A 26,430-nucleotide genomic window follows, 5' to 3' on the forward strand; every position below is an offset into this window, starting at 1 on the left:
TTCGGCGCGCGACGCCCGGTCCGTCACGCCACCGCGTCGAAGCCGGTGTCGCGGGCCATCTTCTTCAGTTCGAGCAGGGCGTGCTTCTCGATCTGACGGATGCGCTCGCGCGTCAGGCCGTGCTCCTTGCCGACCTCCGTCAGGGTCCGTTCGCGGCCGTCCTCGATGCCGTACCGCATCCGGATGATCGAGGCCGTGCGGTGGTCGAGCTTGTCGATCAGGTCGTCCAGCTCCTCGCTGCGCAGCAGGGTGAGCACCGACTGCTCGGGCGAGATCGCCGAGGTGTCCTCGAGGAGGTCGCCGAATTGCGTCTCGCCCTCGTCGTCCACCGACATGTTGAGCGAGACCGGGTCACGCGCCCAGTCCATGACGTCCACGACGCGCGCCGGCGTCGAGCCGAGCTCCGCAGCGATCTCCGCGGGCTCCGGCTCACGGCCGTTCTCGCGGTTGAACTCGCGCTGCACGCGCCGGATCCGCCCGAGCTCCTCCACGAGGTGGACGGGCAGCCGGATCGTGCGCGACTGGTCGGCTATGGAGCGGGTGATGGCCTGGCGGATCCACCAGGTGGCGTACGTGGAGAACTTGAAGCCCTTGGCGTAGTCGAACTTCTCGACCGCGCGCACCAGGCCGGCGTTCCCTTCCTGGATCAGGTCGAGCAGCGGCAGCCCGCTGCGGGGATAGCGTCGGGCGACGGCGACGACGAGGCGCAGGTTGGACTTGATGAAGAGGTCCTTGGCGCGCTCGCCCGCGGCGACCAGCGCCTCGAGCTCCTCGCGGGACGCTCCGCCCGCCTCGCTCTCCACCTCGCCTTCGAGGATCTGCCGGGCGTACACGCCCGCCTCGATGTCCTGGGAGAGCTCGACCTCCTTGGCGGCGTCGAGCAGGGGGGTGCGCGCGATCTCGTCGAGGTACATGCCGACCAGGTCGCGGTCGGCGATCTCCCCGCCCACGGCGCGAACGCTGCTTGCCCTCGAGCTGCTGCCGCTGGAGGCGGACGAACGACGGGCGACGGCACGGGTTGCCATGCGTGCTCCCTTGCTGAGTAGGTCGCGACACCCTTGCGGGTGCCCTGCATCCGACGGAAACAACGACTGGAATCAGGACAGAATTCCCACGCGGCACATCGATTTTCGCGATCATGCAGTACCCTGTCCGGCCACTGAGGGCCACGCCCGCTGGCGCAGAGCGCGGAAGCGCAGGTCAGAGGGGGCGCGAAGCCCGGCACCCGCGCCCCCTGCCGGGCCTCTCCCCTCGCCCCGGTCGCTCCTCCGGTAAGGACGGCATGCGGCGCCACCCGGTTGCTCACACTGTCCGAAAAGAACCGAAAGACCGGTAAGCCCGCGTGCCGGAAGACCGCCGCCCGCACCTGGGGCGCCGCCCGCAGCCGGGCCCCTTCCCCCGGACCCGGCCCCCTCACTCAGGTGGGGACCTGCGCCCCGGCCCGCTCGGACCTACGCCCCGGCCTACGTCCTTAAGCGACGCCGGCCTACGTCCTGAGCCACGCCGGCCTAGGTCCCGAGGCCGTTACGGACCGCCTCGCCCCACGCCTACGGTCTCGGCATGACCGATACCACCGGCACCCTCGACGAAGCCCTCCAGCGCCTCCACGCCAGCGGCCCCGAGCGCCAAGGATGGCTCTCCAACCACGCCCCCATGGCCGTCGAGGCGCTCGTGCGCCACGGCCAGGCCCCGGTCGTGCACCGCTGGCTGGACCGCTACCGGGCCAAGCTGGAGGACATGCCCGCGCCCCACTCCCCCGTCACCCCGGCGAACTGGCGCGAGGCGCTCGGCGACCCGGTGCGGATCGCGGACTGGGCGCGGTTCTTCGAGCGGGAGGTCGCGGAGCGGCCCTGGCGGGAGGTGCTCGCCATCTGGTGGCCGCGGCTCCTGCCCGGCATCGCGGGCGGGGCCACCCATCCCGTGATCCGCACCGGCCATGCCGTACGCACCCTGCTGACGTCCGAGGAGACGGCGCCGCGCCGGGCCGAACTGGCCCACGCCCTCGGCTACTGGGCGGCCCGTCACCAGCCGCTGCCGCCCCTGCGGGATCTCGGGCCCGCGCCGACGGCGGCGGCCGCGCTCGACGCCGTGCCGCCCGTACCGGAGCAGGACGGCGGCATCCGCGCCCGGCTCGCCCAGCTGACCGCGCTCCCCCGCTGGGGCGCCGCGCCGGACCCCGAGGCCGCGCACGCCCTGCTCACCGAGCTGGTCACGGCCGCGACCCACCGCTATGCCACCCACGGTCACGGCGAGCCGGTCATGCTGGTCCACGCGGCGACCGCGCCCAACGCGGTCCTGCGCGCCCTGCCCGCGCTCCCCCGCGCCCTGTGGGCGCCGAGCGTCGCCGCCGCCTGGTCGGCCTCGGCGGCGGTGACCGCCGCGTACACACCGTCCGAGCCCGTCCCCTACCGGGCGACCCCGCTGATCGCGGAAGAGGTCTTCGAGCGGGCGGCGGCCCACGGGGACGACCACACGATCAAGTTCACCGACACGGCACTGGACGTCGGCGACCCGCAAGCCCTGACGGCCGCCGCCCGCTCGATCGCACTCAACCCGCCGGCGTTCTGACAAGCCCGCCGGGGCCCCACCACGGACGAGCCGGGCGGACGACGCTACTTGCGAAACATGCCTTAGCCGAACTGCACCGAGCGCTTCGCGAGCCCCATCCAGAACCCGTCGATCACGCTCCGCCCGCCGTCCAGGTCCCCCGCCGCCTCCGCCGCGCCGAGCGTGACGAAGAGCGGTGCGAAGTGTTCCGTACGGGGGTGGGCGAGCCGTCCGGCGGGCGAGCTGTGGACGAAGTCCAGGAGCGTGTCGACGTCCCTGGCCTCCAGGGCCCGGCGCCCCCAGTCGTCGAACTCCGCCGACCAGCCCGGCACGCCCCCGCCCGTGTGCCGGAGCGCCGCCAGGTTGTGGGTGAAGAAGCCGCTGCCGACGATCAGCACCCCCTCGTCGCGCAAAGGGGCGAGCTTGCGCCCGACGTGCATCAGTCTGCGCGGGTCGAGGGTGGGCATGGAGATCTGGAGTACCGGCACGTCGGCGGCCGGGAACATCTCCACCAACGGTACGTACGCGCCGTGGTCGAGGCCCCGGTCGGGGATGTCCTGCACCGGGGTGCCGGGGCCGCGCAGGAGCTTGCGGACGGACGCGGCGAGCTCCGGCGCGCCGGGGGCGGGGTAGCGCACGCGGTAGTAGTGCTCGGGGAAACCCCAGAAGTCGTAGACGAGCGGCACGGTCTCGACGGCACCGAGGGCGAGCGGCGCCTCCTCCCAGTGCGCGGAGACCACCAGGATCGCCTTCGGCCGGGGCAGCGCGGCGGACCAGGCGGCGAGCTCGCCGGTCCACACGGGGTCGTCGGCGAGCGGCGGCGCGCCGTGCGAGAGGTAGAGGGCGGGCATCCGTTCCGGCGTGGCGTCCATGTCGTCCGCCTCCCAAGGTCCTTTAAGTTTCAAGTTCACCTGACATGACGAGCTTAGCGCCGATGTAGTTCAACTTTCAAGAATGGGTCGTAGGCTGGATCCATGAACACGGCACCGAAGGTCACGGCGACCGAACCCCGCTGGCTCAGCGACGAGGAACAGCACGTATGGCGCGCGTACCTCCACGCCACCACCCTCCTCGAGGACCACCTCGACCGCCAGCTCCAGCGTGATGCCGGGATGCCGCACGTCTACTACGGCCTCCTCGTCCAGCTCTCCCAGGCGCCCCGGCGGCGGTTGCGGATGACCGAGCTGGCCAAGGGCGCCAAGATCACCCGGTCCAGGCTCTCGCACGCCGTCGCCCGCCTGGAGAAGAACGGCTGGGTGCTCCGGGAGGACTGCCCCTCCGACAAGCGCGGCCAGTTCGCGTACCTCACGGACGAGGGCTTCGCCGTCCTGGAGCGGTCCGCGCCGGGCCATGTCGCCGCCGTGCGCCAGGCGATGTTCGACCGGCTCACCCCCGAGCAGGTGGAGCAGCTCGGCGTGATCATGAAGGTGATGGCCGAGGGCCTCCAGCCGGCGGACCCGGGCGCGGATCTGCCCTGGCTCCGCTGACGCGGAACCAGGGCAGAGGGAGCCGGGGCCGAGGAAGCCGCGGCGGAGAGGGCCGGGTCATCGGCAGCCGGGGCATCGGAGGCCGGCATCGGCAGTTGGGGCATCGGCAGCCCGGGCGGAGGAGACAGGAGCCCGCCAGGGCGGCCGCGGGCCGGTCAGTGCATGACGACCGGGATCTTCACCTCGTCCTGCGCCCCGTCGGCGGACCCGGTGCCGGAGTCCGAACCGGAGCCGGCCGGGGCCGACATCTGCGGCTTGCCCGTGTTGATGAGGGTGACGGCGATCGCGGCCGAGACGACCAGGATGCCGACCGCCCACCAGATGGCCGCCGCGTACCCCTCGACCATGCCCTGGAGCTGGAGCAGCTTCTGGGCGGCCGGGGTGGTCGCGCCGGCCGCGTGGTCGGCGAGGAACGCGGTCGTCGCCGAGGCGGCGATGGTGTTGAGCAGCGCGGTACCGATGGCGCCGCCGACCTGCTGCGAGGTGTTGACCATCGCGGAGGCCACACCGGCGTCCCGCGGGTCCACACCGTGCGTCGCCAGCGACATCGCCGGCATGAAGGCCGTACCCATGCCCAGGCCGAGCAGCAGCTGGGCGGGCAGGATCAGACCGGCGTACGAGGTGCCGATCTCCAGCTGCGTCAGCAGCAGCATGCCGACGGCCGCCGTGAGGAAGCCGGGGCCCATCAGCCAGCGCGGGGGAACCCGCGTCATCAGGCGCGTACCGATCTGGGTGGAACCGACGATCATGCCCGCGATCATCGGAAGGAACGCGAAGCCCGTCTTGACCGGCGAGTACCCCTTCACGATCTGGAGGTAGTACGTCAGGAACAGGAACAGGCCGAACATCGCGATGACGGCGAGGCCGAGGGAGAGGTAGACACCGCCGCGGTTGCGCTCGGTCAGGACGCGCAGGGGGAGCAGCGGGGACTTGACCTTCGCCTCGGTGAGGACGAACGCGGCGAGCAGCACGGCCGAGCCGACGAAGAGACCGATCGTGGTGGTGTCGGACCAGCCCTCGGACTCGGCGCGGGTGAAGCCGTAGACGAGCGCGACCAGGCCCAGCGTGGACAGGACGACGCCCGGGATGTCGAGCGGCGAGCGGTTGCGGCCGCCGGCCGGCTCGCGGATCACGAAGTACGCGCCCACGGCGGCGACGATGGCGAAGGGGATGTTGACGAAGAAGGTCCAGCGCCAGTTCAGGTACTCGGTGAGGAAACCGCCGAGGATCAGACCCACGGCGCCGCCGCCACCGGCGATCGCGCCGTAGATGCCGAAGGCCTTGGCGCGCTCCTTGGCGTCGGTGAACATCACCGCGAGCAGCGACAGCGCGGCCGGTGCGAGCAGCGCGCCGAACGCGCCCTGCAGGCCACGGGCGCCGAGCATCATGGCCTCGCCGTTCGCGGCCCCGCCGAGCGCGGAGGCGGCGGCGAAGCCGATCAGGCCGACGACGAAGGTGCGCTTACGGCCCCACAGGTCGGCTATGCGGCCGCCGAAGAGCAGCAGACCGCCGAAGGCGAGGGCGTAGGCCGTGATGACCCACTGCCGGTTGCCGTCCGAGATCCCCAGGTCCTGCTGGGCGGAGGGCAGCGCGATGTTCACGATCGTCGCGTCGAGCACGACCATCAGCTGGGCGAGGGCGATGAAGACCAGCGCTTTCCAGCGCCGGGGATCCGTTTCGGACATGGGGGTAGCCACCTCTTGATGCGTAAAGGAGAAAACGGACGTACTGAGTACGGATACGGAGTACGGAAGGTCGTGGCCGTCGAGGAAGGTCGACGGACGTGCGGAGACAGGAAGTACGGAACGAACGGTCGGGCCGGGACGGCGTGACCCGATCGGGACTACGGGACGGTCAGGGCGGGGTCACGACGCATGAGAGGCGCCCCGCAGATCCTCCAGAGTGGCGGCCGACCCGGGCAGCACGGAGCGCGCGGGCGCTTCGAGGCCGTCCAGGAACAGCTGCAGGTGGCGGTGGACGAAACGGTCCATGTTCAGGCAGCCGGTGCCCGGGAGCGGGCGGGTGAGCTGGGAGACGGCCACCATCAGGTCCCCGACACCGACGTCGGCGCGGAGCCTGCCGGCCTGCTGCGCCCGGTCGACGAGGGCCTGCACGGCCTCCTCCAACCGGTCGCGTTCGGCGTGCAGTTCGGGGTGGTTCTGGTCGAAGGTGCCGTCGAGCATCGGGCACAGCGCGCCGATCCGCTCGTCGGCGGCGGCGTGGGTGAAGCGGCGCAGCGCCTCGAAGGTGTCGGCCTCCTCGGCGGCCGCCCGCTCCGCCAGGTCGGTGGTGCGGCACATCACGGAGACGACGACCTCCTGGATGAGGTCGGTGCGGTCGGGGAAGTTCCGGTAGAGCGTGGCGTTGCCGACGCCGGCGCGCCGCGCGATCTCGTCGAGCGGCACCTGCGGGCCGAACTCGACGAACATCTCACGGGCCGCCGCCACGATCCGCTCGCGGTTGCGCAGGGCGTCGGCCCGCGGGCGCGGTGCGCGGCGGACGGTGGGCGCGGTGTCGGCGGTGGTGCTCACGCCACCTCTCCTTCGAATCTTCGGTCGGTCGGCCGGGCGGTCTCGCGGTTGGCCTCTCGGGCGGTCCGTCGGTCAGGCGACCGGCCTGGGCCGCCATCCGGGGACCAGGTCCCCACTTCGTCGAACACAGGCGTAAACGGGGACGCGCTCCCCGGTTATTTCCGGCCTTCCGTGTGACCTGAGCCACACCTCTCCTCCCGGGCGCGAAATCCCACGATCGGGCCACCCGGCGCGCGCCCCCGCGCCCCTCGTCACAGGCTGATCGCACAGCGAGAGCCCGGATCAGAGAGGCGACCGTATGCAGCACACCTGCCGGCGGATATGCAGACCCCTCGCCCTGGCCGCGGCGGCGGCACTGGCCCTCGCCGCCCTGACCTCGGCCAGCTCGACCCTGCCCGGGCCCGCTCCGGCCACGGCGGGCCCCGTGGCCGCGGCGCCCGAGAACTCGCCGCTGGGCCCGTGCCGGATCGCGACGACGCTGGGTGTGCAGATGTCGGAGGGGCTGCCCACCTCGCCCGGATACGCCCGTGCCACCGGGCAGCTCAAGGCCCTCAACCTGATGATCGACTTCCCGGACGCCCAGGGCGAGGGAACCGCCCTGGGGCGCTACCGCGAGTTCTTCCCGCAGACCACCGACTGGTTCCGGGTCAGCTCCTACGGACGGCTCGTCTACCGTCCCGAGACCCCGATACCCGAGTGGCTGCGGATGCCCAAGCCCTTCTCCTCGTACGGGATAGAGCGCGGCTCACCGTACGAACCGGGCTACCGCTCGCTCGTCGAGGACCTCGTCAAGGTCGCCGACACGAAGATCGACTTCAGCGCGTACGACCTGGTCAACGTCCTGGTCACACCGAACGCCGGGCCCTCGGCCCTGGACACCGTCCTGTCCGTCACCTTCTCCGGGAACGACGAGGCGCCCTACGCGGACGGGGTCCCGCTCTCCCACACGTCCTTCGTCTACAGCCGCCAGGACGACGGCTCGGGGACGTACCACCAGACCGGCTACCGGGTGCTGCCGCACGAGAACGGGCACGTCTTCGGCCTTCCCGACCTCTACACCGTGGACGGCGGGGGCACGGTGGGGCACTGGGACATCATGTCCGAGGACTGGGGGGCCAACAACGACCTCCTCGGCTGGCACAAGTGGAAGCTGGGCTGGCTCGACGACGACCAGGTCTCCTGCGCGTCCGGTACGGGCATCCGCGACATCGTCCTCACCCCGCTGGCCACCACGGGCGGCGCGAAACTGGCCTTCGTACCGCTCTCCGAGACCTCCGGCTACGCCGTCGAGGTGCGCACCCAGAACGGCAACGACCACGCGGTCTGCCGCCCGGGCGTCCTGATCTACCGGGTCGAGTCGGACGTGGACACGGGGCACGGGCCGGTGACCGTGTCGGACAGCCGGCAGGACAGCGGCGGCTGCACGCGCCGACCGAACGTGCACGCGGAGCTCTCGGACGCGACGTACCGCCCGGGCGAGACCTTCACGGACCGGACGAACGGCATACGGATCACAGTGCTGAAGGAGGACTCCTCCGGCCGCTACCGCGTCCGCGTCACCCGCACCTGACACCAGGGCCCCGCGCTGTCAGAGAGCCAGAGTCGCCCTCAGCTCCCGCTTGAGGATCTTCCCGGCCGGGTTGCGGGGCAGTTCGGTGTCCCGTACGACGACGTGGGCGGGCACCTTGAAGGCGGCCAGAAACGCGCCGACATGCGCGCGCAGCTCGTCGGCGGTGACGGTGGCCCCCGGGCGCAGCCGCACCACGGCCGCGACCTCCTCGCCGAGGACCGGGTGCGGCAGGCCGAGGACGGCGGCGTCGACGATGTCGGGATGGTCGTGGAGGACGGCCTCGACCTCGACGCAGTACACGTTCTCGCCGCCGCGGATCACCATGTCCTTGATCCGGTCGACGACGGTGACCCGCCCGTCACGGACGCGGGCGAGGTCCCCGGTGCGGAACCAGCCGTCCTCGGTGAAGGCCTCACGGGTCGCCCGCTCGTCCCTCCAGTAGCCCCGGACGAGGGACTGGCCCCGGAGCAGGAGCTCCCCCACCCCGTCGGCGTCGGGCCGGTCGACCCGTACCTCGACGGCGGGGGCGGGACGGCCCACGCTGCGCGGGTCCGCACGGTACTCGGCACCGAAGTTGGCGAGGACGCCGCCGCAGGTCTCGGTGAGTCCGTAACCGTTCCGGGGCTCGATCCGGTCACCGTGGCGGGCGGTGACGCGGGCGACGATCTCGGGCGGGGCGGCGGCGCCGCCGGTGTTCAGCATGGTGAGGCTGTCGAGCGGGTCACCGGTGCGTTCGGCCAGGTCGAGCAGTTGCAGGGCCGTGGTCGGGACGCCCGCGTAGTGCGTGACGCGGTGCTTCCGGATGAGTTCCAGCGCGTCGGCCGCGTCCCACTTCCGCATCAGGACGAGGGAGCCGCCCGCCGCCATGACGGAGTACAGGGACGTGAAGGCGGCCACGTGGAAGAAGGGGAAGGTGGTGAGCGAGACGGGCGCGGGGCCCTGTCCCGGGAGCAGCCCGCGGGCGAGGGCGGAGGCGGCGGCGAAGTACCGCGGGTTCGTCGCGGCTCCGGCCTGCGCGAGGTGGGTGGCGACGGCGCCCTTGGGCCGGCCGGTGGTGCCGGAGGTGTAGACGATGGTGGCGTCGTGCTCGGGCAGGACGTCGACGAGGGGCGGCCCGAGCAGGGGGTCGGTGTCGGGCACGTACGCCTCGAACCCCTCGGTCGCCTCCCCGTGGAAGACGATCCCGGGCACCCGGCGCTCCCGTGCCCAGCGCCGGACCCTGTCGACCCGCTCGCCGTCGACGAGGAGGACACCGGGCGCGCAGTCGTCCAGGGCGTACGCGAACTCCTCCTCGGTCCACCAGGCGTTGAGGGGAACGGCGACGAGCCCGGCGAGCTGGGCGGCCCAGAAGGCGATCTGCCACTCCGGATGGTTTCGCATGGCGACGACGGCCCGGTCGCCGGGCCGCAGCCCGTACACGTCGACGAACCGCCGGGCGAGTCCGCAGGCGGCGTCGAAGAACTCCCGATAGCTCGTCGTGCCGCTCTCGGACACCAGGAACGGCCGGTCTCCGTACGCCCAGGTGACCTCCACGAACTCCCGCAGGGTCCGGGCCCCGTCGACGTACACCCCGCCCTCGACGGCGAACGGCGCCCCTTCCTCGGCCAACCGCGCGGCCACGGCCTCCGCGGCGCCCCGCGCACCCGGGTCGTCGTACGGCACGCCCACTTCGCCTCACTCCTCAGCGCTCGCTCACCCGGCCCGACCGACGCCATGCCGCCCCCGCACCAGGATCAACCCCGCCCCCGACGATCGCACACCCCGACGCCCCGACCGCCCGGCGGGCCAACCGACGCCGCCCGGCCAGGGGTCCCCCTGCCGGGCCCGCGACGGACCCGGGGGCCCGCCCGTAAACCCCCTCCAGCATCCCGCGCTCCATCCGCTAGGCTGTCCCTGATCACTCACGCCTTCGTAGCTCAGGGGATAGAGCACCGCTCTCCTAAAGCGGGTGTCGCAGGTTCGAATCCTGCCGGGGGCACAGAGAGAAGGGCCGGCACAGGGGCGCATGTCCCCGGTGCCGGCCCTTCTGCATGATCACGGCCGTGCCTCCCACGTGCCGGAAGGCGGCGCATCACCGCTGCCCCGGCCTGGGCCGACGACGGGGCGAGGGTGGCCAAGGCCTCGACGGCCCCCGAGCCCTGCCGCATGGTCTTCAGCCGCCCGGTGAGGAACCGCGAGGTGCGGCTGGACGGCTCGATCGAGGATGGACAGCCAAGCACGCGAAGCTCCCGACAGACAGGGGGGGTGATGCCGGCGAACCCGTCGGCAAGGGACTGGGGCGTCGCAGAACTGTCCCCGCGCGCTCAGCGCAGCCGGCTGGGAGAAGGCTCGGCATCAGGCCTCCGCGGCAGCTCTGGCCTCCCCACCCGAAAGCGGGGGTCACAGAAGACCCGCCATGGGCTCAACCGCCTGAGGCAGCGCGTACGCCGGCTGTAGACGTGATGATCCGTGGGCAGAGTGGTGGCATGACTACGTACCAGGCGATGCCGTTCCACCTTGAGACCGAGCGGCTGATACTGCGGCCATGGGCCGAGTCGGACGCCGCTGAGTTCTGCGCACTCCTCTCCGAACGCGGCAAGGGGACCCCCACGGTTGAGCACATCCGGACGTCGATCGCTGAACTGCTCACCGCGACGGCGAGTACGGGGATCGCCCTGTTGCCCATCCAGCGTCGCGACGAAGGCGACTTCATCGGCTACTGCGGGCTGATCATCGGCCGCTCCACCCTGGAGGAGCCGGAAATCGCCTATGAGCTGTTCCAGCGCGCCCATGGGCGTGGCTACGCCACCGAGGCGGCCGGCGCGGTGCTCGATGCGGCTGTCGCGACCGGGCGGAAACGGCTCTGGTCGACCGTCGGCACGTGGAACACACCGTCGTTGCGTGTCCTTGAGAAGCTCGGGTTCGAGCGAGATCACGTTTCAACGGAAGACAACGGTGAAGTGGCCTGGCTCACACGCTCGTTGCCGTGACGCGAGAGCACGCTCCCCGGGCTTCATGCTGACGTGCTTCGGTGCGCTCCGACGGAGCGCCAGGGATGCCGAGTCCCAGCCGACGCGGTGTCCGGCGGCCGGAGGCTCAGTCGGCGTCGGGGTCGTAGTCCTCCAGTTCGCCGCGGAGCGAGCCCTGGGCCGACGCGGGGTCGTCGCGGAGGAGGGTGAGGAAGCTGTTCAGGGGGTGGTGCTGGGGGCGGGCGTCGAGGTCGATGCCCTCCGGGTCCTCGTAGTCGTGCAGGCGGGCGAAGGGGACGATGACGTAGGGGCGGGCCGACCAGGGGTGGCTGTCGGCGGGGGTGGGGGCCATGCGCCACTCGGTGCCGCGGGTGCGGTTGTGGACCTCGCCGACGTACCAGCAGGCGACCTGGATCATCGGCGTGTGTTCGCGAGTGAACAGGTCGTCGACCGAGGTGACGTGCTCGCGGATGAGCGCCTCCATGCGGTCGAGCGAGCGCTCGCTGAAGTCCCACGCGCCGCCGTGGCGGCGGTTCCAGTCGTCGAAGCGGCCCTGCTGTTCCGCCAGCCACCCCGTGAGGCGGGGGTTGTCCGCGTGGGCCTCGTCGATGCGCTCGGCGACGACGTAGTCGTCCTCGTGGTCCCAGGTTTCATCACTCACGTCAGCCAAGCCTAGTCGCCACCCGGACCGTAACACCCACGGATCTCCACGGACTTGACACACCCTCCGCCACTCAAATGCCGTTGCATCGGCAAAGGAGCGCCCTAGTATCGGAGCGCTTGTGCGGCGCCCACACGAGCAGCGGGGGCCCTGGCGCCACACAGCCCGAATCCGACCCGTGGGGCTCCCGGGGGGAAGCATTGTGAAGCCGGCACGAATATCACGCCGCTGGCGTGTGCTCAGGAGAAGCCTGATCGCGCTCGCCTGCGCCACCGTCATCACCGTCACCGGCCAGCCCGTCACCGGCGTCGCCGAGGCCGCGCCGAAGCCGCCGGCGCCCAAGCCCGGCAAGCGCTGTGACGAGATGTACCGGGTGACGAACGTACCCACCGGCCGTCTGCCCCAGGGGGACGCCTCCCGAGCGGTGGACCGCTGGGACACGTACGACTTCGTCAACCCCGGCCTCCAGTTCGACGGCCTCACCCCCACCCAGGCCGAGCTGAACGCGGCGGGCAGCGACTACAAGAAGTACGAACACAGCGACCCGCGCCGCATCTACGCCCGGTTCAACGCGCAGAAGCGGTGGACGAACTTCGCGGACTACCTGTCGAAGGTCTACATCCCGAACCAGGGTTACGACGCCCGCGGCAAGGCGTTCATGGCCAAGGTCGTGCGCGAGATGGGCCTGACCGGCCCGGACTGGATCTGCGAGAAGGAGTTCTACTTCACCGATCCCGACACCGGTGAACGCCACCTGCGCCGGCTGGACGCCTACAACAAGCGCACCCGGGAGATCGTGGAGGTGAAGTCCAACGGCAGCCCCGACGGTCGCGAGAAGCCCGCGGACCGGGCCTGGGCGAAGAACGGCGGCTGGCGCTCCTACAAGTACACCTACGTGTTCGCCGAGAACCAGACCCGCGACGCCAAGAACTTCATGAAGGAGCTGAAGGACACCGCCGGCAAGGACGAGATCGGCCGTGACCGGGTCCGCTCCTACAACTACCAGTCCCACCACAAGGGAGTGCCCCCCAAGGGCACCGAGAACGGACCGTACCGCGCGAACGGTACGACGATGTCGCCCGGCAACGGCACCGCCACCGGGTCCCGGGGCTCCGGCAACCAGGTGATCAACCAGTCCCCGCCGAACCCGCAGACGCTGAAGGAGCAGCTCGACCGGCTGGGCAGGACCGGGGACCGGGCGTTGATGAACCGCGGCCTCGGCGGCATCGACTTCACCACCCTCGACCTGCGGTACATCGGCAAGGGCAAGGGCGGAAAGGGACTGGACTACGCGTTCTCCGCCAAGTCGGTGGAGGACGAGTACGCGGCCGGGTGGGGCGGCCAGGAGAAGGGCAACCTGATCTCCGACGCGTTCTTCACCTGGCTCGCCCTGGACCCGTCCACGTTCTGGGTGAACCTCAACCCGGACGAGCCGAACCGCATCATCGACTCCAAGTTCGGCAAGACCGACGCCGGCCGGGTCCTGCTGGAAGCGGACCTGGAGCTGAAGCACGACATCTTCAAGGCCATGGATCCCGAGACGGACGCGGGTCGCGACTTCATGAACGCCCTGCCCAAGCGCAACGGCTTCCCCTGCTGGGCCGGGTTCCGCTACTGGATCGAGCCGGAGACCGCGGTCGTGCGCGAGCAGGACGGCGGCATCCACATCCTCGACACCCCTCTGAAGCTGTCCACGGTGCCGCAGGAGACCACCACGCGGCCGCCCGGCGGCAAGGGCTGCGACCTCACCGAGGCCGAGACGCAGCAGTCCGACCGCGTTCTCGACCGCTACATCACCCCCATCGTCTCCGACAAGGTCAACAACGGCGGCTACTACGCCGACCTGCGACGGGTCTACACCGCCCGCGTCGCCGCCGAGTGGGTCCGTCAGAACGCCTCCGACATGCCCGCCGAGTACCGCAAGGTCATCAACAGCAACGACGTGACGCGCTGGCCGCTGCGCGCCCCCCACCGCGAGTGGACCGGCAAGCAGGTCTGGGACCGCTACTACAAGGCGTTCACCGAGGGCACCTTCAAGTACAAGTGGTCCAACGGCGAGGACGTCTACGTCTACACCGTGGGCGGGGTCGACTTCTCCAAGCAGCCCAAGCGGAACATGGAGCCCGTCCGCTTCCGTACCGAGCAGCGCTACAAGCCCCGCACGGTCGGCTTCGCGGTCGACACGATCGCCGACGACCCGCACCAGGACGGCAACCTGATGTTCGGCGGCAACAGCGCCGGCCACTCCGAGGGCGGCACCCCCACCCCCACGCCGGCCCCGACCGACACCGGCAAGCCGACGCCGTCCCCGACCGGGACGGAGAAGCCGGACCCGACGCCGACGGATCCGGCGCCGACGACCGGCGGGCCCGGCCCGAAGGACCCTGACGGCGACCTGGCCGACACCGGCAGCGACACCCCCGTCGGCCTCATCGGCGGCATCGCCGCCGCCGCGATCGTCGCTGGTGGCGCGCTCGTCTGGTGGCGTCGTCGTCGGGCGAACACCGAGAGCTGACCGGCACGGCATTCGCAGAGCGACGAGAGGGCCCTTCCCGAGGTCGGGAAGGGCCCTCTCGCGTCCCCGGGGCGGGGGGCAACCGGATAGAGCGACGACCAGGTGATCACGATCGGTTGGGGGCGGCCGGAGGGTCACTTCGGGTCGCGGTTGAAGACCGACTTCGACCAGAAGTAACCGAGCGCGGTGAGCGCCAGGCACCAGGCGAGTGCGAGCCAGCCGTTGTGGCCGATCTCGGTGCCGAGGAGGAGGCCGCGCAGGGTCTCGATGGCGGGGGTGAAGGGCTGGTACTCGGCGATCGGCCGGAACCAGCCCGGCATGGCGTCCAGGGGTACGAAGGTGCTGGAGATGAGCGGGAGGAAGATCAGGGGCAGCGCGTTGTTGCTGGCGGCTTCGGCGTTCGGGCTGATGAGGCCCATGCCGACGGCGATCCAGGTGAGTGCCAGGGCGAAGAGGACGAGGAGCGCGAAGGCGGCCAGCCATTCCAGGAGGGTGGCGTCGGTGGAGCGGAATCCGATGGCCACGCCGACGGCGCCGACGAGGAGCACGCTCAGGACGCATTGCAGGACGCTGCCGATGACGTGTCCGATGAGGACGGAGCCGCGGTGGATGGCCATGGTGCGGAAGCGGGCGATGATCCCTTCGGTCATGTCGGTGGAGACGGAGACGGCGGTGCCGATGGCGGTGCTGCCGATGGTCATCAGGAGCAGGCCGGGGACGAGGTAGGCGATGTAGTCGGAGCGGTCGGCGTCGGCGCCGCCGATGCCGGTGCTCATGACGTCTCCGAAGACGTAGACGAAGAGCAGCAGCATCATGACGGGGGTGAGGAGGAGGTTGAGGGTGAGGGAGGGGTAGCGGCGGGCGTGCAGGAGGTTGCGGCGCAGCATGGTGATGGTGTCGCGGGCGGCGAGGGTGAGGGAGCTCATCGGTGGGTCTCCTTGGCCTGGTGGGGGAGGTGGGTGTCGGCGGTGAGGGCGAAGAAGACGTCGTCGAGGTCGGGGGTGTGGACGGTGAGTTCGTCGGCTTCCAGGCCGGCGGCGGCGAGTTGGTCGAGGAGGTGGCGCAGTTCGCGCTGGGTTCCGTCGTTGGGGATGCGCAGGGTCAGGGCGTCGTCGTCGCGGGTGGCGTGGGTGAAGGTGGTGGTGGCGCTCCGGTAGGTGGTGGGGTGGGTGAAGCGGAGGCGGACGTGGCCGCCGGGGACGAGGCGTTTGAGCTGCTCGGGGGTGCCGTGGGCGGCGATGGTGCCGTCGTGGAGGACGGCGATGCGGTCGGCGAGCTGGTCGGCTTCTTCGAGGTACTGGGTGGTGAGGAAGACGGTGACGCCGCCGGTGACCAGTTCGCGGATGATCTGCCACATGTTGTGGCGTGAGCGGGGGTCGAGGCCGGTGGTGGGTTCGTCGAGGAAGATGACGCGGGGATCGCCGACCAGGGTCATGGCGATGTCGAGGCGGCGTTTCATGCCGCCGGAGTAGGTGGAGGCCGGCTTCTTCGCGGCGTCGGTGAGGTCGAAGCGTTCCAGGAGTTCGGCGGTGACCCGGCGCCCCTCACGCCGGGGCAGGTGGTGCAGGTCGGCCATGAGGAGCATGTTCTCCTCGCCGGTGATCAGGCCGTCGACGGCGGAGAACTGTCCGGTGACCCCGATCGCGGCGCGCACGGCCTGGGGGGCGGTGGCGAGGTCGTGGCCCGCGATCTGGGCCTGCCCGCCGTCGGCGGTGATGAGGGTGGACAGGATCTTCACCGCGGTGGTCTTGCCGGCGCCGTTCGGACCCAGCAGCGCGAAGACCGTGCCTTCCGGGATGTGCAGATCGATGCCGTCGAGGACGGTCTTGTCACCGTAGGACTTGCGCAGACCGATGGCGGAGACGGCCGCGGGCGTCCGGGGACCACCCCTGTTGTTGGACGTGGACATGACAGAAGAAGGCATGAGGCCCTCCGATCGAAGGGTGAGGTGAGGTGGACGAGGGATGGAGCGGGCGAGCTGATCGAGGGGGGCGCTCAGACCTTCGCGCGGCGCACGTCGATGTTGCCCCAGCGCGTCCGGGCGCGGACCTTGACGGTGTCCTCGGTCCCCTCCGGGGCGTCGGACGCGGTGAGGGTGTTGCGCACCTGCCCCCGGTCGGAGCTGACGTCGAGCCAGGCGGCGGTGCCCGCGCGGATGCCGACCTCGATGGCGCCGTAGGAGGTCTCCAGCTGGACGGCGCCGCGGGCCACTTCGGCCACCCGCAGGGCGCCGTGGGCGGTGGTGGCGGTCACCGAGTCCCCGGCGCGACCGATCTCGATGTCGCCGTTGGCGCCGCTCACGCGCAGTTCGCCGGTCGCGGCGCCGACGGTCGTGGTGCCGTGCGAGTTCTTCAGGACGGCGGCGCCGTCGACGAGGCCGACGCGCAGCCGGCCGGAACTGGTCGTGATGTCGGCGGTTCCCTCGACCCGGTCGACGGTGATGGACCCGTGCGACGCCTTCAGGTGCAGCGGCCCGGTCGTGTCGAGCCGGACGTCGCCGGACGACGTCTTCACGCGCACCTCGCCCAGCCGGCCCTCGCCGAGCACCTGGGCCCAGGCGCCGGTCATGTCGATCCGCGAGCCGGTGGGCAGTTCGACCGACACGTCCACGATGCCCGTACGGCCGAGGCCGAGCAGGGTGGACTTGGGCGTCCTGACGGTCAGGACACCGCCGGAGTAGGTGACCTCGGTCCGCTCGGCCGTCCGCACGTCCTGCTCCTTCTTGGGGTCGCGGGGCCGCACGTCGACGAGCGTGTCGAGGCGGTCGCCGGCGGAGAACCGGATGGCGCCGCCCTCCACGTGCGCGGAGACGGCGATCGGCTCGGGAGTGTCGAAAGAAGGCATGGCTGTCCCGTCCTCTTGGGTCTTCAGGGCGTCCCCGCTGGTGGGACGTGGTGTGGGTGAAGTGGTGCGGGTGACCTGCTGGGGTGACGCGGGCGGGCGGGGAGCGGCTAGCGCACCCAGCCGGTGATGCTCTGGCCGATGGTCTGGGCCCGCTCGGCCGTACGCGGCCGGGTGCCGCCGTCGACCGCGGCGGAGACGGCCCGTACGAGCCACGCGTTGACCGACAGGCCCTCGCGGTTCGCGGTCTCCTCGACCCTGGCCTTGAGGTGGGCCGGCAGGCGCAGGTTGACGCGGGCCGTGCCGCCCTCGTCGCCCTCGGCGGCGGCCGGGGCCGGGGCCGGGGCCGTGAGCGGTTCGGACGCCGCGGCCGGCTCGGCGGGGGAGCCACTGCCGGTGGGCGGCGGCGTCACCACGAAGTCGGGGTCGAGCCCGCGCAGCCGTACGTCGACCGAGCCGGGGGCCAGCTCGCGGGTGATCTCGCCCGCGGCGGCGGAGAGCACGTTGAGCATCGTCAGCCGGGCCGCCGACTCCAGCGGCGCGGTGAGCCGCTCGGCCAGCTCCCGGGCTTCGTCGCCGCCTGCTTCGGCGGCCACCGCCAGTTCGCGGCGGAGGGTGTCGACATACGGGGTGAGGTCCATGACGCCATCATGGCAGCACAGTGGTGCCATTCGCAACCCCGCATGGCACCTCCCGTGGCGCGTCCTCGCATACACCCCTCTCACCTGCGGAAACGTCACCAGGAGGCGCTGTTGCGGCACCGCGCCACGGGCGGCGGCACCTTCCCGACGGTACGGCGTGGCACGGGTGACGCCATGTGGCGCCACATGGCGCATCGCGTGGCGTCACCTGGCGCACCATCCGGCTCTCGGCCGGCACTCCGGCCGACGGTTCATCCGAGCAGACGGCTGAGCCGACCGCTGGTCGGTGCGGGTGACGGAGTCCTCCGGGTCCCTGGGCGCCCAGGTGACCTCACGGTCCGCCCCGCCGCGTCGTACACGTACGACATCGCCGCCGCGCCGCGCCGCAGGGCCTTCCTCACCCGTCGCGGGTGACCCGGCCGCCTCCCGCGTGCCCCGGAAACCCGTGCACGCGATACTGAGGGGGCTGGATGACGGCGTGTTCCCCGGGCCACCGCCCCGAGCCGCCGCCCTGGGCACGCCCGCCCGAACCGGCGCGAGCCGGTGGGATCGGCGAGAAGCCGATGCGATCCGGCGCGAAGTCGGTCCGCCGTGTCCTTCGGCACCGAACCGGTCACACCGACCCGCGGGTCCACCGGCCGGCGACATGGCGCTCCCTCCGTCCCGACGCGAGAACGGGGACTCACCATGTGCCGCTGGATCGCCTATTCCGGTACGCCCGTCTTTCTCGACCAGGTGCTGTTCCGGCCCCAGCACTCCCTGATCGACCAGAGTCTGCACTCACGCATGGGCGTGGAGACGACCAACGGCGACGGTTTCGGCGTCGGCTGGTACACGCCGGACACGACGACTCCCGCCGTCCTGAGGGACATCGGTCCGGCGTGGAACAACCGCAATCTGCAGGAGATCGCCCTCCACGTCCGCTCGGGCGTGTTCCTCGCGCACATCAGGGCCTCGACCGGCACGGCCGTCCAGCAGAGCAACTGCCACCCGTTCCGCAAGGGACGCTGGCTGTGGATGCACAACGGGATGATCAACGAGTTCCCCCGGCTGCGGCGCGAACTCGCCCTCGCCGTCGATCCGGATCTGTACGCCGACATCGAGGGCTCCACCGACTCCGAGATCATGTTCTTCCTGGCCCTGACCTTCGGCCTGGAGGACGACCCGCCCGGGGCCGTGGCGCGGATGGCCGGCCTGGTCGAGAGCACGGGGCGCGCCCACGGCGTGCCGCATCCCCTCCAGATGACCGTCGCGCTGTCCGACGGCGAACGCGTATGGGCCTTCCGCTACTCCAGCGAGGGGCGCTCGCGGTCGCTGTTCTTCAGCACGAAGGTGGATGCCCTGAGGGCGCTCCACCCGGACGCCACGTTCCTCCAGGACGTCTCCGACGAGACCCGCCTCATCGTGTCGGAACCGCTGGGCGACCTTCCCGGCGCCTGGAACGCGGTCCCGGAGAGCAGTTACGGGATCGTCCAGCCGGGCCAGGACGTCCTCCTTCCCTTCCAGCCGGTCCTTCCCGGCGGTCCGCGTCCGGCGTGAGCCCCGCGCGGGGAACGGCATACCCGCTGGTGGGGAGGGGTGCGGGCCGGTATGGCGCGCGCCGCGGCGGGAGGGCTGGGATCCTGTGAGAGCCGGGGCGTGGCCCATGCGGTGACCCTGGCAGTCAGGGGTGATGAGTGCGTGGCCAAGACCTACGACGACGCCCGGGGCCCGGTCGTTCCGCCCGTTCCGTACGCCGATCCCCAGGGCGATCCGTTTCTGCGCTCCCGGTTCGCCCCGCCCGCGAGGCCGGAGACGTTCCTGCGGCGGCAGCGGCTCGTCGACCACCTCGACCAGGCGCTGCGGACGCCGCTGACTCTGCTCAACGGCGCGGCCGGAGCCGGCAAGTCCCTGCTGGCCGCCGACTGGGCCGCCGGGCTGCGGCGGCCGGTCGCCTGGCTCACCGCCGAGGAGGGGGACCAGCGGCCCGGCGTGTTCTGGGCGTACGTCCTCCAGGCCCTGCGCGCCGCCGGCGCGCCCGCGTCCGACGCGGTGGGAGCCCCCGCGGACGCGACCGGCGTGGACCGCAAGCTGCTGGCGGCCCTCGCCGCCGAGCTGAACGACCGCGACCGGCCCGTGGTCCTCCTGCTCGACGACTACGACCGCGTGACCGCTCCCGAGGTCGCGGAGCAGCTGGAGTTCGTCCTGCACCACGCCGGGCGGGGACTGCGCCTCGTCCTGGTCACCCGCACCGAACCGCTGCTGCCGTTGCACCGCTACCGGGCGGCCGGTGAACTGACGGAGATCCGCGCCGCCGAGCTGGCCTTCACCGCCGAGGAGGCGGCCGCGCTCCTGGACCTGCACGGCCTGGACCTGCCGGCCCAGGCCTCGCGCGCCCTGGTGGACCGCACCCGGGGCTGGGCCGCCGGGCTACGCCTGTTCGTCCTGGCCGCGCGGGAGAGCGCCGATCCGGAGCTGTACCTGAAGGAGTTCGAGGCGGGCCGCAGCACGGTCGCGGACTTCCTCCTCGCCGAGGTCCTCAAGGGGCGGACGGAGGAGACCCAGGACCTCCTGATGCGGGTGAGCGTCCTGGAACGCTTCTGTCCGGACCTGGCCGACGCGCTGACGCTCCGTACCGACGCCGGGCCGATCCTCGCCGGGCTGTGCCGCGACAACGCGTTCGTCGAGCACCTCGGCCACTCCTGGTACCAACTCCACCCGCTCTTCGGAGAGATACTCCGGGCCCACCTGCGCGAGCGGCTTCCCGGCCTGGAGCCCGAACTCCACGTGCGGGCCGCGCGGTGGCTGCGGCGGGCGGGGTTCCTGTCGGAGACGCTCGTCCACAGCGCCGCCGCCGACGACTGGGACCTCGCCGCCGGCGCCCTCGTGGACGACCTGGCGATCGGTCAGCTCTTCACCGGCCTCCGCTCGGGTGACATGGACCGGCTGTTCGCCCGCATGGGGCCCGGGGCGACGAGTCCGGCGACGGATCTCGTGCGCGCCGCCCGTGACCTGTCCCGGTGCGATCTCGATCACGGCCTGGCCCGCCTGGGCCGGGCGGCCGAGCGGCTGACCGACGACGTGCCCGACGCGGCCGCCGCCCGGCTGAGCCGTGCGCTGCTGGAGACGCTGGCCGCGCGGCTCACCGGGTGCGCCGCGCGGGGCGAGAAGGCGGCCGAAGCCGCCGAGGCGCTGCGGCAGGAGGTGCCGGCCCACCTGCTGGAGAAGCATCCCGAGCTGACCGCGCTGCTGCTGACCCATTTGGGGTCGGTCCGGCTGTGGGCCGGGCGTTACGAGGACGCCCGCGCCGCCCTGACCGTCGTGGCCGCGACTCCGGGAGGAGCCTCCACGGTCCTGCCCCGGGAGGAGGCGCTGGGGCACCTGGCCCTCCTCGACCATCTGGACGGCCGGCCCGGCCAGGCCGAGCACAAGGCCCTGGCGGCGCTGGCCGAGGCTGAGCGGGTCGGCCTGCCCCAGCCGTCGGGCTCCGGCATCGAACGGCTGGTCCTGGCGGCCGTGGCCGTGGACCGCCATAAGCTCGGCCGGGCGCAGGCCCTTCTCGACGAGACGGCCGCCTGTCCTCCCCTGGGGGCGACCTGCCTTCCGGTGGGGGCGGCCCGTCCGTCGGCGGGAACGCGCGATCCGGTCCCCGCGGCGGGGCGGGCCCTCGCCTCGGCCCGGCTGCTGCTGGCCAGGGGCCTGACACGGGCCGCCGTCGAGGCGGCGGACCCGGGCGTCTCCACCGTCGAGGTCTCACCCTGGGCGGCGGGCTGCCAAGCGCTCGTCGCCGCCGCCGCGCACCTGGCCGAAGGGCGCCCGGACAGAGCCGTCGAGGGGCTCCAGGACGTGACGGGCGCCCAGCCGCTGTGGGCGGTGGAGGCCGCGGCGATCCAGGTCGCCGCGGGGCGCCCGGGGGCGGCCGTCGACCTGCTCGACAGTATCGGCGGCGGGAGCCGGACCGGTCCGGCGGTGTCCGTCAGGGCGGCGCTGGTGCGGGCGCAGGTCGCCGAGGGCGAGGGAGACACCGCCACCGCCCGCCGCCTCGTGACGGAGGCGCTGCTCGACGCTCGGCGGGACCGGCTGCGGCGGCCGTTCCTCGACGCCGGCGCCTGGATCCGGCCCCTGCTGACCACGGCACCGCTGCACGACCTGGCAGCGGGCTGGCTCACACCGGGCGCCCCGGGGCGAGGGGCGCCGGCCCGGAGGACACAAGCGGCCGGCCGGCCGGATACGGACAGGGCGGCGGCGCACAGGACGGAGGCGCAACGGCCGGGTGCCGCGAACCGGCCGGAGACGTACCGCCCGGAGGCCCACCGGACGGGCGCGGCGAGTCAGACGGACAGGCCGAGCCGCCCGGAGGCGCACCGCCCGGACGTGGCCAGCCGCTCAGGGGCGTACCGATCAGAGGGGCACCAGGCGGACGGGCCGGGCCGGCCGGAGGAGCCGTCCGAGCCGCTCGTCGCCGTGGAGCTGAGCGGGCGGGAGCAGGACGTCCTGGAGGGGGTGGCCCGGATGATGTCGACGGAGGAGATCGCCGCCGACCTGTTCGTGTCGGTGAACACGGTGAAGACCCACCTCAAGAGCGTGTACCGGAAGCTGGCCGTGAACCGCCGCAGCGACGCGGTGCGCCGGGCGCGCGCGCTGGGACTGCTCTCCTGATCGGGCGGTGCCGGCCGGAGGGGGACGGGCGTCCCCCTCCCCCGCGGCGGGTGAGGCGCGGTGTCCGTCCGTCCGTTGCACTGGGGTGAACGGCGCGGTGCGCGTCGGCCGTTGCCGGTCGGCGCCACCGGACCCCTGCGGCCGACCCGGCAATGGCGAGGTGGACACCGTGAAGCACTGGCGGGCTCTGATCGTCCTCGGCGCGGCCCAGTTCCTGATGGTCCTGGACACCGCCGTCATGAACGTGTCCATCAGCCAGCTGGTCGAGGACTTCGACACGGAGGTCACCGCCATCCAGGCCGTCATCACCCTGTACGCGCTGGTCATGGCGGCCTTCATGATCATCGGCGGCAGGCTGGGGGACATCCTGGGGCGCCGTCGCATGTTCCTCGTCGGGATGACGGTCTACGGCGCGGGTTCGGCCCTGACCGCCGTGGCACCCACGCTGTGGGTCCTCACGCTGGGCTGGTCCGTGATCGAGGGGCTCGGAGCGGCCATGGTGCTGCCCGCCATGGCGGCCCTCGTCGCGGAGGCGTACCGAGGGCGGGACCGGGCCGTCGCCTACGCGATCATCGGCGGGCTCGCCGGCGCCGGTATCGCGGTCGGCCCCCTGCTGGGAGGCTGGGTGACGACGTATCTCACCTGGCGGCTGGTCTTCGCCGGCGAGGTCGTGGTCGTCCTGGCCGTCCTGCTCTGCCGCAAGGTGATCGCGGCGCCCGCCCCCGCCGGCCGGCGGCCCCAGCTGGACGGGGTGGGTGCGGCGCTCTCCGCCTCCGGGCTGGCGCTCTGCGTGCTCGGGGTGCTGCAGAGCAGCACCTGGGGATGGGTGGAGCCCCGCAATCCTCCCTTCACCGTCCTCGGCTTCGCCCCGACGCTCTTCGTCGTCGGGGCCGGGGTGGCCGTCCTGGCCGCCTTCCGGTCCTGGGAGCGACGCCGTGAGCACCGGGGCGCCGACCCCCTCGTGCACCTGTCGCTCCTGCGCAGGCCCGTGCTGCGGTCCGGCCTGATGACCCTGCTGAGCCAGAACCTCATCCTGCTGGGCCTCTTCTTCGCGATTCCGCTGTACTTGCAGGTGGTGCAGGGGTTCGACGCCTTCGAGACGGGGCTGCGCCTGCTCCCGGTCTCCGCCACCATGCTGGTGACCTCCCTGTGCGCCTCCCCGCTGGGACGGGTGTGGGGCCCGCGCCGGGTGGTGCGGCTGGCCCTGGTGACCCTGGCCGCGGCCATCACCTGGCTGCTGGCCACCATCGACCCGGTCATCGACGACGGGCAATTCGCCGGGGCTATGGCCCTGCTGGGCGTGGGCATCGGCCTGCTCGCCTCGCAACTGGGCAACGTCGTCCAGTCCGGTGTCGGCGAGGAGGAGCGCAGCGAGGCGGGCGGGCTCCAGTTCACCGCCCAGAACCTGGGCTCGGCGCTGGGCACCGCGCTCATCGGGTCGATCCTCATCGGTTCGCTGGCGCACGCCTTCACCACCCGGGTGGAGGACGATCCCCGGCTGTCCGAGGAGGCGCGGTCGGCGGTCGGTGTCTCCCTGGAGGCCGGGGTCAGCTTCGTCTCCACCGACCAGGTGCGCTCCGCGGCCGAGCGTGCCGGACTGCCGCCCGCCGAGGTCGACGCCGTCACGGACTCCTACGCCTCCGCGCAGCTGAACGGCCTGAAGGCGGCGATCCTGGCCACCGGCGGCATCGCTCTCGCCAGTTTCCTCGTCACTCCGCACCTGCCGGGCGCTCCGAAGGACCGCGCACGGGAGCCGGAGGCCGATGTTCCGCCCCGGGCGACCCGCTGAGCCGGAGGGGAGTGGCACGTGTCCGAAGACAGGAACGGCCCGCCCGCGAAAGACACCACCGCCGACACCACGGCCGAAGCAGCGGCGGCGGCGCACAAGGTACGCCGGGCCGAGCGCCGTGCCGAACGCCGTGCCCACGCGGACTACACGGGCGGCGTCTACGGTTCCATGCTCGCCGCCTCCGTGGTGATCGGCGCGGGCACCCTGGGCTCGTTCCCGCGCACGGAGCTGGTCCTGCTGCTGATGCTCACCAGCGTCGTGTTCTGGGTCGCGCACGTGCACGCCCAGCTGTTCGGGGCGCGGCTCGCCCAGCGGGCGCTGGACCGCCGCGTGGTGCTGCGCGTATGCCGGGAGGAGTGGCCGATCGTCAAGGCCGCCGTCCCGCCCGCCGTCGCGGTGGCCGTCAGCCCGCTGCTCGGCCTGGACGTGCGAGGGGCCCTGTGGCTGGCGCTCTCCGTCGCCGTGGCCGGCCAGGTGGGCTGGTCCGTGGCGGCGGCCCGCCGCGTCGGAGCCTCCCGGAAGCTGATGGCCATCACCGCGTCGGTCAATCTCCTGCTCGGCCTGCTGATCGTGTCCTTCAAGATCTTCCTGACCCACTAGAGAGGCTCGGGTCACCTGCGCCGGGTGATGCCCGTGCGGGCGCCCCGGCGGAGGATCGCAGGGTAGGGCGTCGTCCGCCTCTGTCCCAGGTCCGTCCATGGGAGGACAGCTCGTGCGCTACGAGATCCGCGTCGAGGGGCACCTGTCGGAAACCCTGGCCAAGGCGTTTCCGGAGCTGGGCCACGTCGTGATGTCCGGCCAGACCGTCCTGTACGGCCCCGTCGTGGACGAAGCCCACCTGTACGGGCTGCTGGCCCGGTGCCAGTCGCTGGGACTGCGCGTCCTGGAGATGCGCCAGCTGCCGGAGTGACGGGCGCCGGCGGTCGGCCGGCGGCCGCTCGATCCCGCGAGGAGGAGCCATGACCATGCCGCACGGCCCGGCGTCGCACACCGGGCAGGAGAACGAGCCCTACGGGACGGACCCCGGACCGGCGGGTGATTCCGCGTACACGCTGGCGCGCCTGGGCCGTTCGTGGACCTGGCTCATGGCCTCGGCCGTGGCGACCCTGGTGCCGGGCGTGCTGGTCCTGGTCTGGCCGGAGGGCACCCTGCACGTCCTGGCGGTCCTCATCGGCCTGTACCTGCTGGTGACCGGCGGTCTCCGGTTCGTCACCGTCTTCGGCCGGGAAGGGCAGGAGCGGTTCGCCGGGCTGCTCGTGGCCGTGCTGTACGTCGTCGCCGGAGTGCTGTGCCTGCGGGACCCGCTGCAGACGATCACCGTGCTCTCGCTGATCGTCGGAATCGTCTGGCTGGTGTCCGGCATCCTCACCCTCTACACGGCGCTCGCCACCGCGGACCTGGCGCACCGAGGGGTCGTCCTGGGCTTCGCGGTGCTCGGCATCGTCGCGGGGATCGTGGTCCTGGCCCTGCCCGCCGAATCGGCCCGCGCCCTGACCCGGCTGCTCGGCCTGTGGCTCGTCCTGCTCGGCCTGGGTGAGGCGGCGCTCGCCCTCGCCTGGCGGGCCGCGGTCCGCAAGGCACTCGGGGCGGAGCCCCGCACCCCCTCCGCCCCGGCCTGAGGTCCTGTGGTCCGAGTTCCCGTGTCCCCGGACTCACCCGCTTCGGGTGAAGCCGGTCCGTGATCGCCGTGGGCACCCTGGGAACGGCAAAGACGGCTGCCGGGCGCAGGCCCGGGACGGAGGCTGGACATGAGCGAGACCTACCTGGCGTACGACTTCCCGCTGCTGGGCGCCTTCTGGACCATGCTCTGGTTCTTCCTGTGGATCATGTGGTTCGTCCTGCTCTTCCGGATCATCATGGACATCTTCCGTGACGACTCGATGAGCGGCTGGGCGAAGGCCGGCTGGCTGGTCTTCTGCATCGTCCTGCCCTTCCTGGGCGTGTTCGTCTACGTGATCGCGCGCGGCAAGAACATGGGGCGCCGGGAGATGGCACAGGCACGGGCGCAGCAGGAGGAGTTCAACGCCTACATCAGGGACACCGCGGGCAGCGGCCGCTCCAGCGCGGAGGAACTCGCCAAGCTGGCCGAGATGCGCGACAAGGGCGCCATCACCGAGGAGGAGTTCCGGAAGGCGAAGGAGATGGTCCTGAGCGGCCACGGCGCCGGCTCGGGCACGGGCTCCACCGCCCACGCCGGCTCCACCCCTGCCGGTGGCTCCACCCCCCGCACCCCCGGTGCCTGAGCGACCACCCACGACGAAA

22 protein-coding genes and 1 tRNA gene are annotated in these 26,430 nt (G+C 72.1%); 13 read left to right on the forward strand and 10 right to left on the reverse strand.

Annotation, left to right across the window (positions count from 1 at the left end; all coding sequences use genetic code 11):
- Nucleotides 1-23 precede the first annotated feature (23 nt).
- Nucleotides 24-1,025, reverse strand: a complete 1,002-nt coding sequence (locus ACZ68P_RS24230; RefSeq protein WP_365717686.1) for a sigma-70 family RNA polymerase sigma factor — start codon at nucleotides 1,023-1,025, stop codon at nucleotides 24-26.
- Between the two features lie 535 nt (nucleotides 1,026-1,560).
- Between ACZ68P_RS24230 and ACZ68P_RS24235 the strand changes: the two genes are divergently transcribed.
- Entirely contained in the window at nucleotides 1,561-2,568 is a 1,008-nt protein-coding gene (locus ACZ68P_RS24235) for a questin oxidase family protein (protein ID WP_471009489.1), read from the forward strand.
- A 62-nt stretch (nucleotides 2,569-2,630) separates the two neighbouring features.
- Here ACZ68P_RS24235 and ACZ68P_RS24240 read toward each other — a convergent pair whose 3' ends face one another.
- Nucleotides 2,631-3,419 (reverse strand): dioxygenase family protein, encoded by a 789-nt coding sequence (locus ACZ68P_RS24240; protein ID WP_471009491.1) that lies wholly within the window; start codon nucleotides 3,417-3,419, stop codon nucleotides 2,631-2,633.
- Nucleotides 3,420-3,521: 102 nt separating this feature from the next.
- On the opposite strand from ACZ68P_RS24240, the gene ACZ68P_RS24245 reads away from it, so the two are divergent.
- Nucleotides 3,522-4,034 carry a MarR family winged helix-turn-helix transcriptional regulator gene (locus tag ACZ68P_RS24245; RefSeq protein ID WP_471009493.1) on the forward strand — a complete coding sequence of 171 codons (513 nt, stop codon included), beginning with the start codon at nucleotides 3,522-3,524 and terminating at the stop codon, nucleotides 4,032-4,034.
- Between the two features lie 155 nt (nucleotides 4,035-4,189).
- Here the strand turns inward: ACZ68P_RS24245 and ACZ68P_RS24250 are convergent, their stop codons facing one another.
- Together ACZ68P_RS24250 and ACZ68P_RS24255 are read right to left on the reverse strand one after the other, a co-directional pair.
- A complete protein-coding gene (locus tag ACZ68P_RS24250; protein WP_471009496.1) occupies nucleotides 4,190-5,719 on the reverse strand; it encodes an MFS transporter in 1,530 nt (509 codons plus the stop codon).
- Between the two features lie 180 nt (nucleotides 5,720-5,899).
- Complete coding sequence (locus ACZ68P_RS24255) at nucleotides 5,900-6,565, reverse strand: TetR/AcrR family transcriptional regulator (RefSeq protein ID WP_471009498.1); 666 nt, start codon at nucleotides 6,563-6,565, stop codon at nucleotides 5,900-5,902.
- A gap of 298 nt (nucleotides 6,566-6,863) precedes the next feature.
- Between ACZ68P_RS24255 and ACZ68P_RS24260 the strand changes: the two genes are divergently transcribed.
- The gene (locus tag ACZ68P_RS24260; RefSeq protein WP_471009500.1) at nucleotides 6,864-8,135 is read left to right on the forward strand and encodes a M6 family metalloprotease domain-containing protein; all 1,272 of its coding nucleotides are present in this window, start codon (nucleotides 6,864-6,866) and stop codon (nucleotides 8,133-8,135) included.
- A gap of 18 nt (nucleotides 8,136-8,153) precedes the next feature.
- Here the strand turns inward: ACZ68P_RS24260 and ACZ68P_RS24265 are convergent, their stop codons facing one another.
- Nucleotides 8,154-9,797 (reverse strand): class I adenylate-forming enzyme family protein, encoded by a 1,644-nt coding sequence (locus ACZ68P_RS24265; protein ID WP_471009746.1) that lies wholly within the window; start codon nucleotides 9,795-9,797, stop codon nucleotides 8,154-8,156.
- A 243-nt stretch (nucleotides 9,798-10,040) separates the two neighbouring features.
- On the opposite strand from ACZ68P_RS24265, the gene ACZ68P_RS24270 reads away from it, so the two are divergent.
- Nucleotides 10,041-10,113, forward strand: a tRNA-Arg gene (locus ACZ68P_RS24270).
- A gap of 487 nt (nucleotides 10,114-10,600) precedes the next feature.
- The gene (locus ACZ68P_RS24275) at nucleotides 10,601-11,104 is read left to right on the forward strand and encodes a GNAT family N-acetyltransferase (protein ID WP_471009502.1); all 504 of its coding nucleotides are present in this window, start codon (nucleotides 10,601-10,603) and stop codon (nucleotides 11,102-11,104) included.
- A gap of 106 nt (nucleotides 11,105-11,210) precedes the next feature.
- On the opposite strand, the gene ACZ68P_RS24280 is transcribed toward ACZ68P_RS24275, so the two are convergent.
- Nucleotides 11,211-11,744, reverse strand: coding sequence for a hypothetical protein (locus ACZ68P_RS24280; protein ID WP_471009505.1), 534 nt, complete (start codon nucleotides 11,742-11,744; stop codon nucleotides 11,211-11,213).
- A gap of 235 nt (nucleotides 11,745-11,979) precedes the next feature.
- Between ACZ68P_RS24280 and ACZ68P_RS24285 the strand changes: the two genes are divergently transcribed.
- Nucleotides 11,980-14,259, forward strand: a complete 2,280-nt coding sequence (locus tag ACZ68P_RS24285) for an LPXTG cell wall anchor domain-containing protein (RefSeq protein ID WP_471009508.1) — start codon at nucleotides 11,980-11,982, stop codon at nucleotides 14,257-14,259.
- A gap of 134 nt (nucleotides 14,260-14,393) precedes the next feature.
- Here the strand turns inward: ACZ68P_RS24285 and ACZ68P_RS24290 are convergent, their stop codons facing one another.
- The 4 genes from ACZ68P_RS24290 to ACZ68P_RS24305 all read right to left on the reverse strand — a co-directional run bounded on the left by ACZ68P_RS24290 (nucleotide 14,394) and on the right by ACZ68P_RS24305 (nucleotide 17,741).
- Nucleotides 14,394-15,185 (reverse strand): ABC transporter permease, encoded by a 792-nt coding sequence (locus ACZ68P_RS24290; RefSeq protein ID WP_471009511.1) that lies wholly within the window; start codon nucleotides 15,183-15,185, stop codon nucleotides 14,394-14,396.
- Nucleotides 15,182-16,168: an ATP-binding cassette domain-containing protein gene (locus tag ACZ68P_RS24295; protein WP_471009748.1), complete on the reverse strand. Its 987-nt coding sequence runs from the start codon at nucleotides 16,166-16,168 to the stop codon at nucleotides 15,182-15,184. The genes ACZ68P_RS24290 and ACZ68P_RS24295 overlap by 4 nt, the downstream gene beginning before the upstream one ends.
- An 86-nt stretch (nucleotides 16,169-16,254) precedes the next feature.
- Nucleotides 16,255-17,103, reverse strand: a complete 849-nt coding sequence (locus tag ACZ68P_RS24300) for a DUF4097 family beta strand repeat-containing protein (protein WP_471009514.1) — start codon at nucleotides 17,101-17,103, stop codon at nucleotides 16,255-16,257.
- 107 nt (nucleotides 17,104-17,210) lie between these two features.
- Nucleotides 17,211-17,741: a hypothetical protein gene (locus ACZ68P_RS24305; RefSeq protein WP_471009516.1), complete on the reverse strand. Its 531-nt coding sequence runs from the start codon at nucleotides 17,739-17,741 to the stop codon at nucleotides 17,211-17,213.
- Nucleotides 17,742-18,428: 687 nt separating this feature from the next.
- Between ACZ68P_RS24305 and ACZ68P_RS24310 the strand changes: the two genes are divergently transcribed.
- From ACZ68P_RS24310 to ACZ68P_RS24340, 7 genes are all read left to right on the forward strand, one after another.
- A complete protein-coding gene (locus ACZ68P_RS24310) occupies nucleotides 18,429-19,280 on the forward strand; it encodes a class II glutamine amidotransferase (protein ID WP_471009519.1) in 852 nt (283 codons plus the stop codon).
- Between the two features lie 141 nt (nucleotides 19,281-19,421).
- Entirely contained in the window at nucleotides 19,422-22,379 is a 2,958-nt protein-coding gene (locus ACZ68P_RS24315; protein WP_471009522.1) for a winged helix-turn-helix domain-containing protein, read from the forward strand.
- 169 nt (nucleotides 22,380-22,548) lie between these two features.
- Nucleotides 22,549-24,168, forward strand: coding sequence for an MFS transporter (locus ACZ68P_RS24320; protein ID WP_471009525.1), 1,620 nt, complete (start codon nucleotides 22,549-22,551; stop codon nucleotides 24,166-24,168).
- Between the two features lie 18 nt (nucleotides 24,169-24,186).
- The gene (locus tag ACZ68P_RS24325; protein WP_471009527.1) at nucleotides 24,187-24,768 is read left to right on the forward strand and encodes a hypothetical protein; all 582 of its coding nucleotides are present in this window, start codon (nucleotides 24,187-24,189) and stop codon (nucleotides 24,766-24,768) included.
- Nucleotides 24,769-24,880: 112 nt separating this feature from the next.
- Nucleotides 24,881-25,078 carry a hypothetical protein gene (locus tag ACZ68P_RS24330; RefSeq protein WP_365717702.1) on the forward strand — a complete coding sequence of 66 codons (198 nt, stop codon included), beginning with the start codon at nucleotides 24,881-24,883 and terminating at the stop codon, nucleotides 25,076-25,078.
- A gap of 49 nt (nucleotides 25,079-25,127) precedes the next feature.
- The gene (locus ACZ68P_RS24335; RefSeq protein ID WP_471009529.1) at nucleotides 25,128-25,787 is read left to right on the forward strand and encodes an HdeD family acid-resistance protein; all 660 of its coding nucleotides are present in this window, start codon (nucleotides 25,128-25,130) and stop codon (nucleotides 25,785-25,787) included.
- Nucleotides 25,788-25,916: 129 nt separating this feature from the next.
- The gene (locus ACZ68P_RS24340; protein WP_471009531.1) at nucleotides 25,917-26,411 is read left to right on the forward strand and encodes an SHOCT domain-containing protein; all 495 of its coding nucleotides are present in this window, start codon (nucleotides 25,917-25,919) and stop codon (nucleotides 26,409-26,411) included.
- The last annotated feature ends 19 nt before the right edge of the window (nucleotides 26,412-26,430 follow it).

It is taken from the genome of Streptomyces sp. NPDC036822, from assembly GCF_055609145.1.

Bases quoted from the DNA above. Each gene is read 5' to 3' on its own strand.
- ACZ68P_RS24230 (WP_365717686.1), bottom strand. From the start codon at position 1,025: ATGGCAACCCGTGCCGTCGCCCGTCGTTCGTCCGCCTCCAGCGGCAGC.
- ACZ68P_RS24235 (WP_471009489.1), top strand. From the start codon at position 1,561: ATGACCGATACCACCGGCACCCTCGACGAAGCCCTCCAGCGCCTCCAC.
- ACZ68P_RS24240 (WP_471009491.1), bottom strand. From the start codon at position 3,419: ATGGACGCCACGCCGGAACGGATGCCCGCCCTCTACCTCTCGCACGGC.
- ACZ68P_RS24245 (WP_471009493.1), top strand. From the start codon at position 3,522: ATGAACACGGCACCGAAGGTCACGGCGACCGAACCCCGCTGGCTCAGC.
- ACZ68P_RS24250 (WP_471009496.1), bottom strand. From the start codon at position 5,719: ATGTCCGAAACGGATCCCCGGCGCTGGAAAGCGCTGGTCTTCATCGCC.
- ACZ68P_RS24260 (WP_471009500.1), top strand. From the start codon at position 6,864: ATGCAGCACACCTGCCGGCGGATATGCAGACCCCTCGCCCTGGCCGCG.
- ACZ68P_RS24275 (WP_471009502.1), top strand. From the start codon at position 10,601: ATGACTACGTACCAGGCGATGCCGTTCCACCTTGAGACCGAGCGGCTG.
- ACZ68P_RS24290 (WP_471009511.1), bottom strand. From the start codon at position 15,185: ATGAGCTCCCTCACCCTCGCCGCCCGCGACACCATCACCATGCTGCGC.
- ACZ68P_RS24295 (WP_471009748.1), bottom strand. From the start codon at position 16,168: ATGTCCACGTCCAACAACAGGGGTGGTCCCCGGACGCCCGCGGCCGTC.
- ACZ68P_RS24300 (WP_471009514.1), bottom strand. From the start codon at position 17,103: ATGCCTTCTTTCGACACTCCCGAGCCGATCGCCGTCTCCGCGCACGTG.
- ACZ68P_RS24305 (WP_471009516.1), bottom strand. From the start codon at position 17,741: ATGGACCTCACCCCGTATGTCGACACCCTCCGCCGCGAACTGGCGGTG.
- ACZ68P_RS24310 (WP_471009519.1), top strand. From the start codon at position 18,429: ATGTGCCGCTGGATCGCCTATTCCGGTACGCCCGTCTTTCTCGACCAG.
- ACZ68P_RS24335 (WP_471009529.1), top strand. From the start codon at position 25,128: ATGACCATGCCGCACGGCCCGGCGTCGCACACCGGGCAGGAGAACGAG.
- ACZ68P_RS24340 (WP_471009531.1), top strand. From the start codon at position 25,917: ATGAGCGAGACCTACCTGGCGTACGACTTCCCGCTGCTGGGCGCCTTC.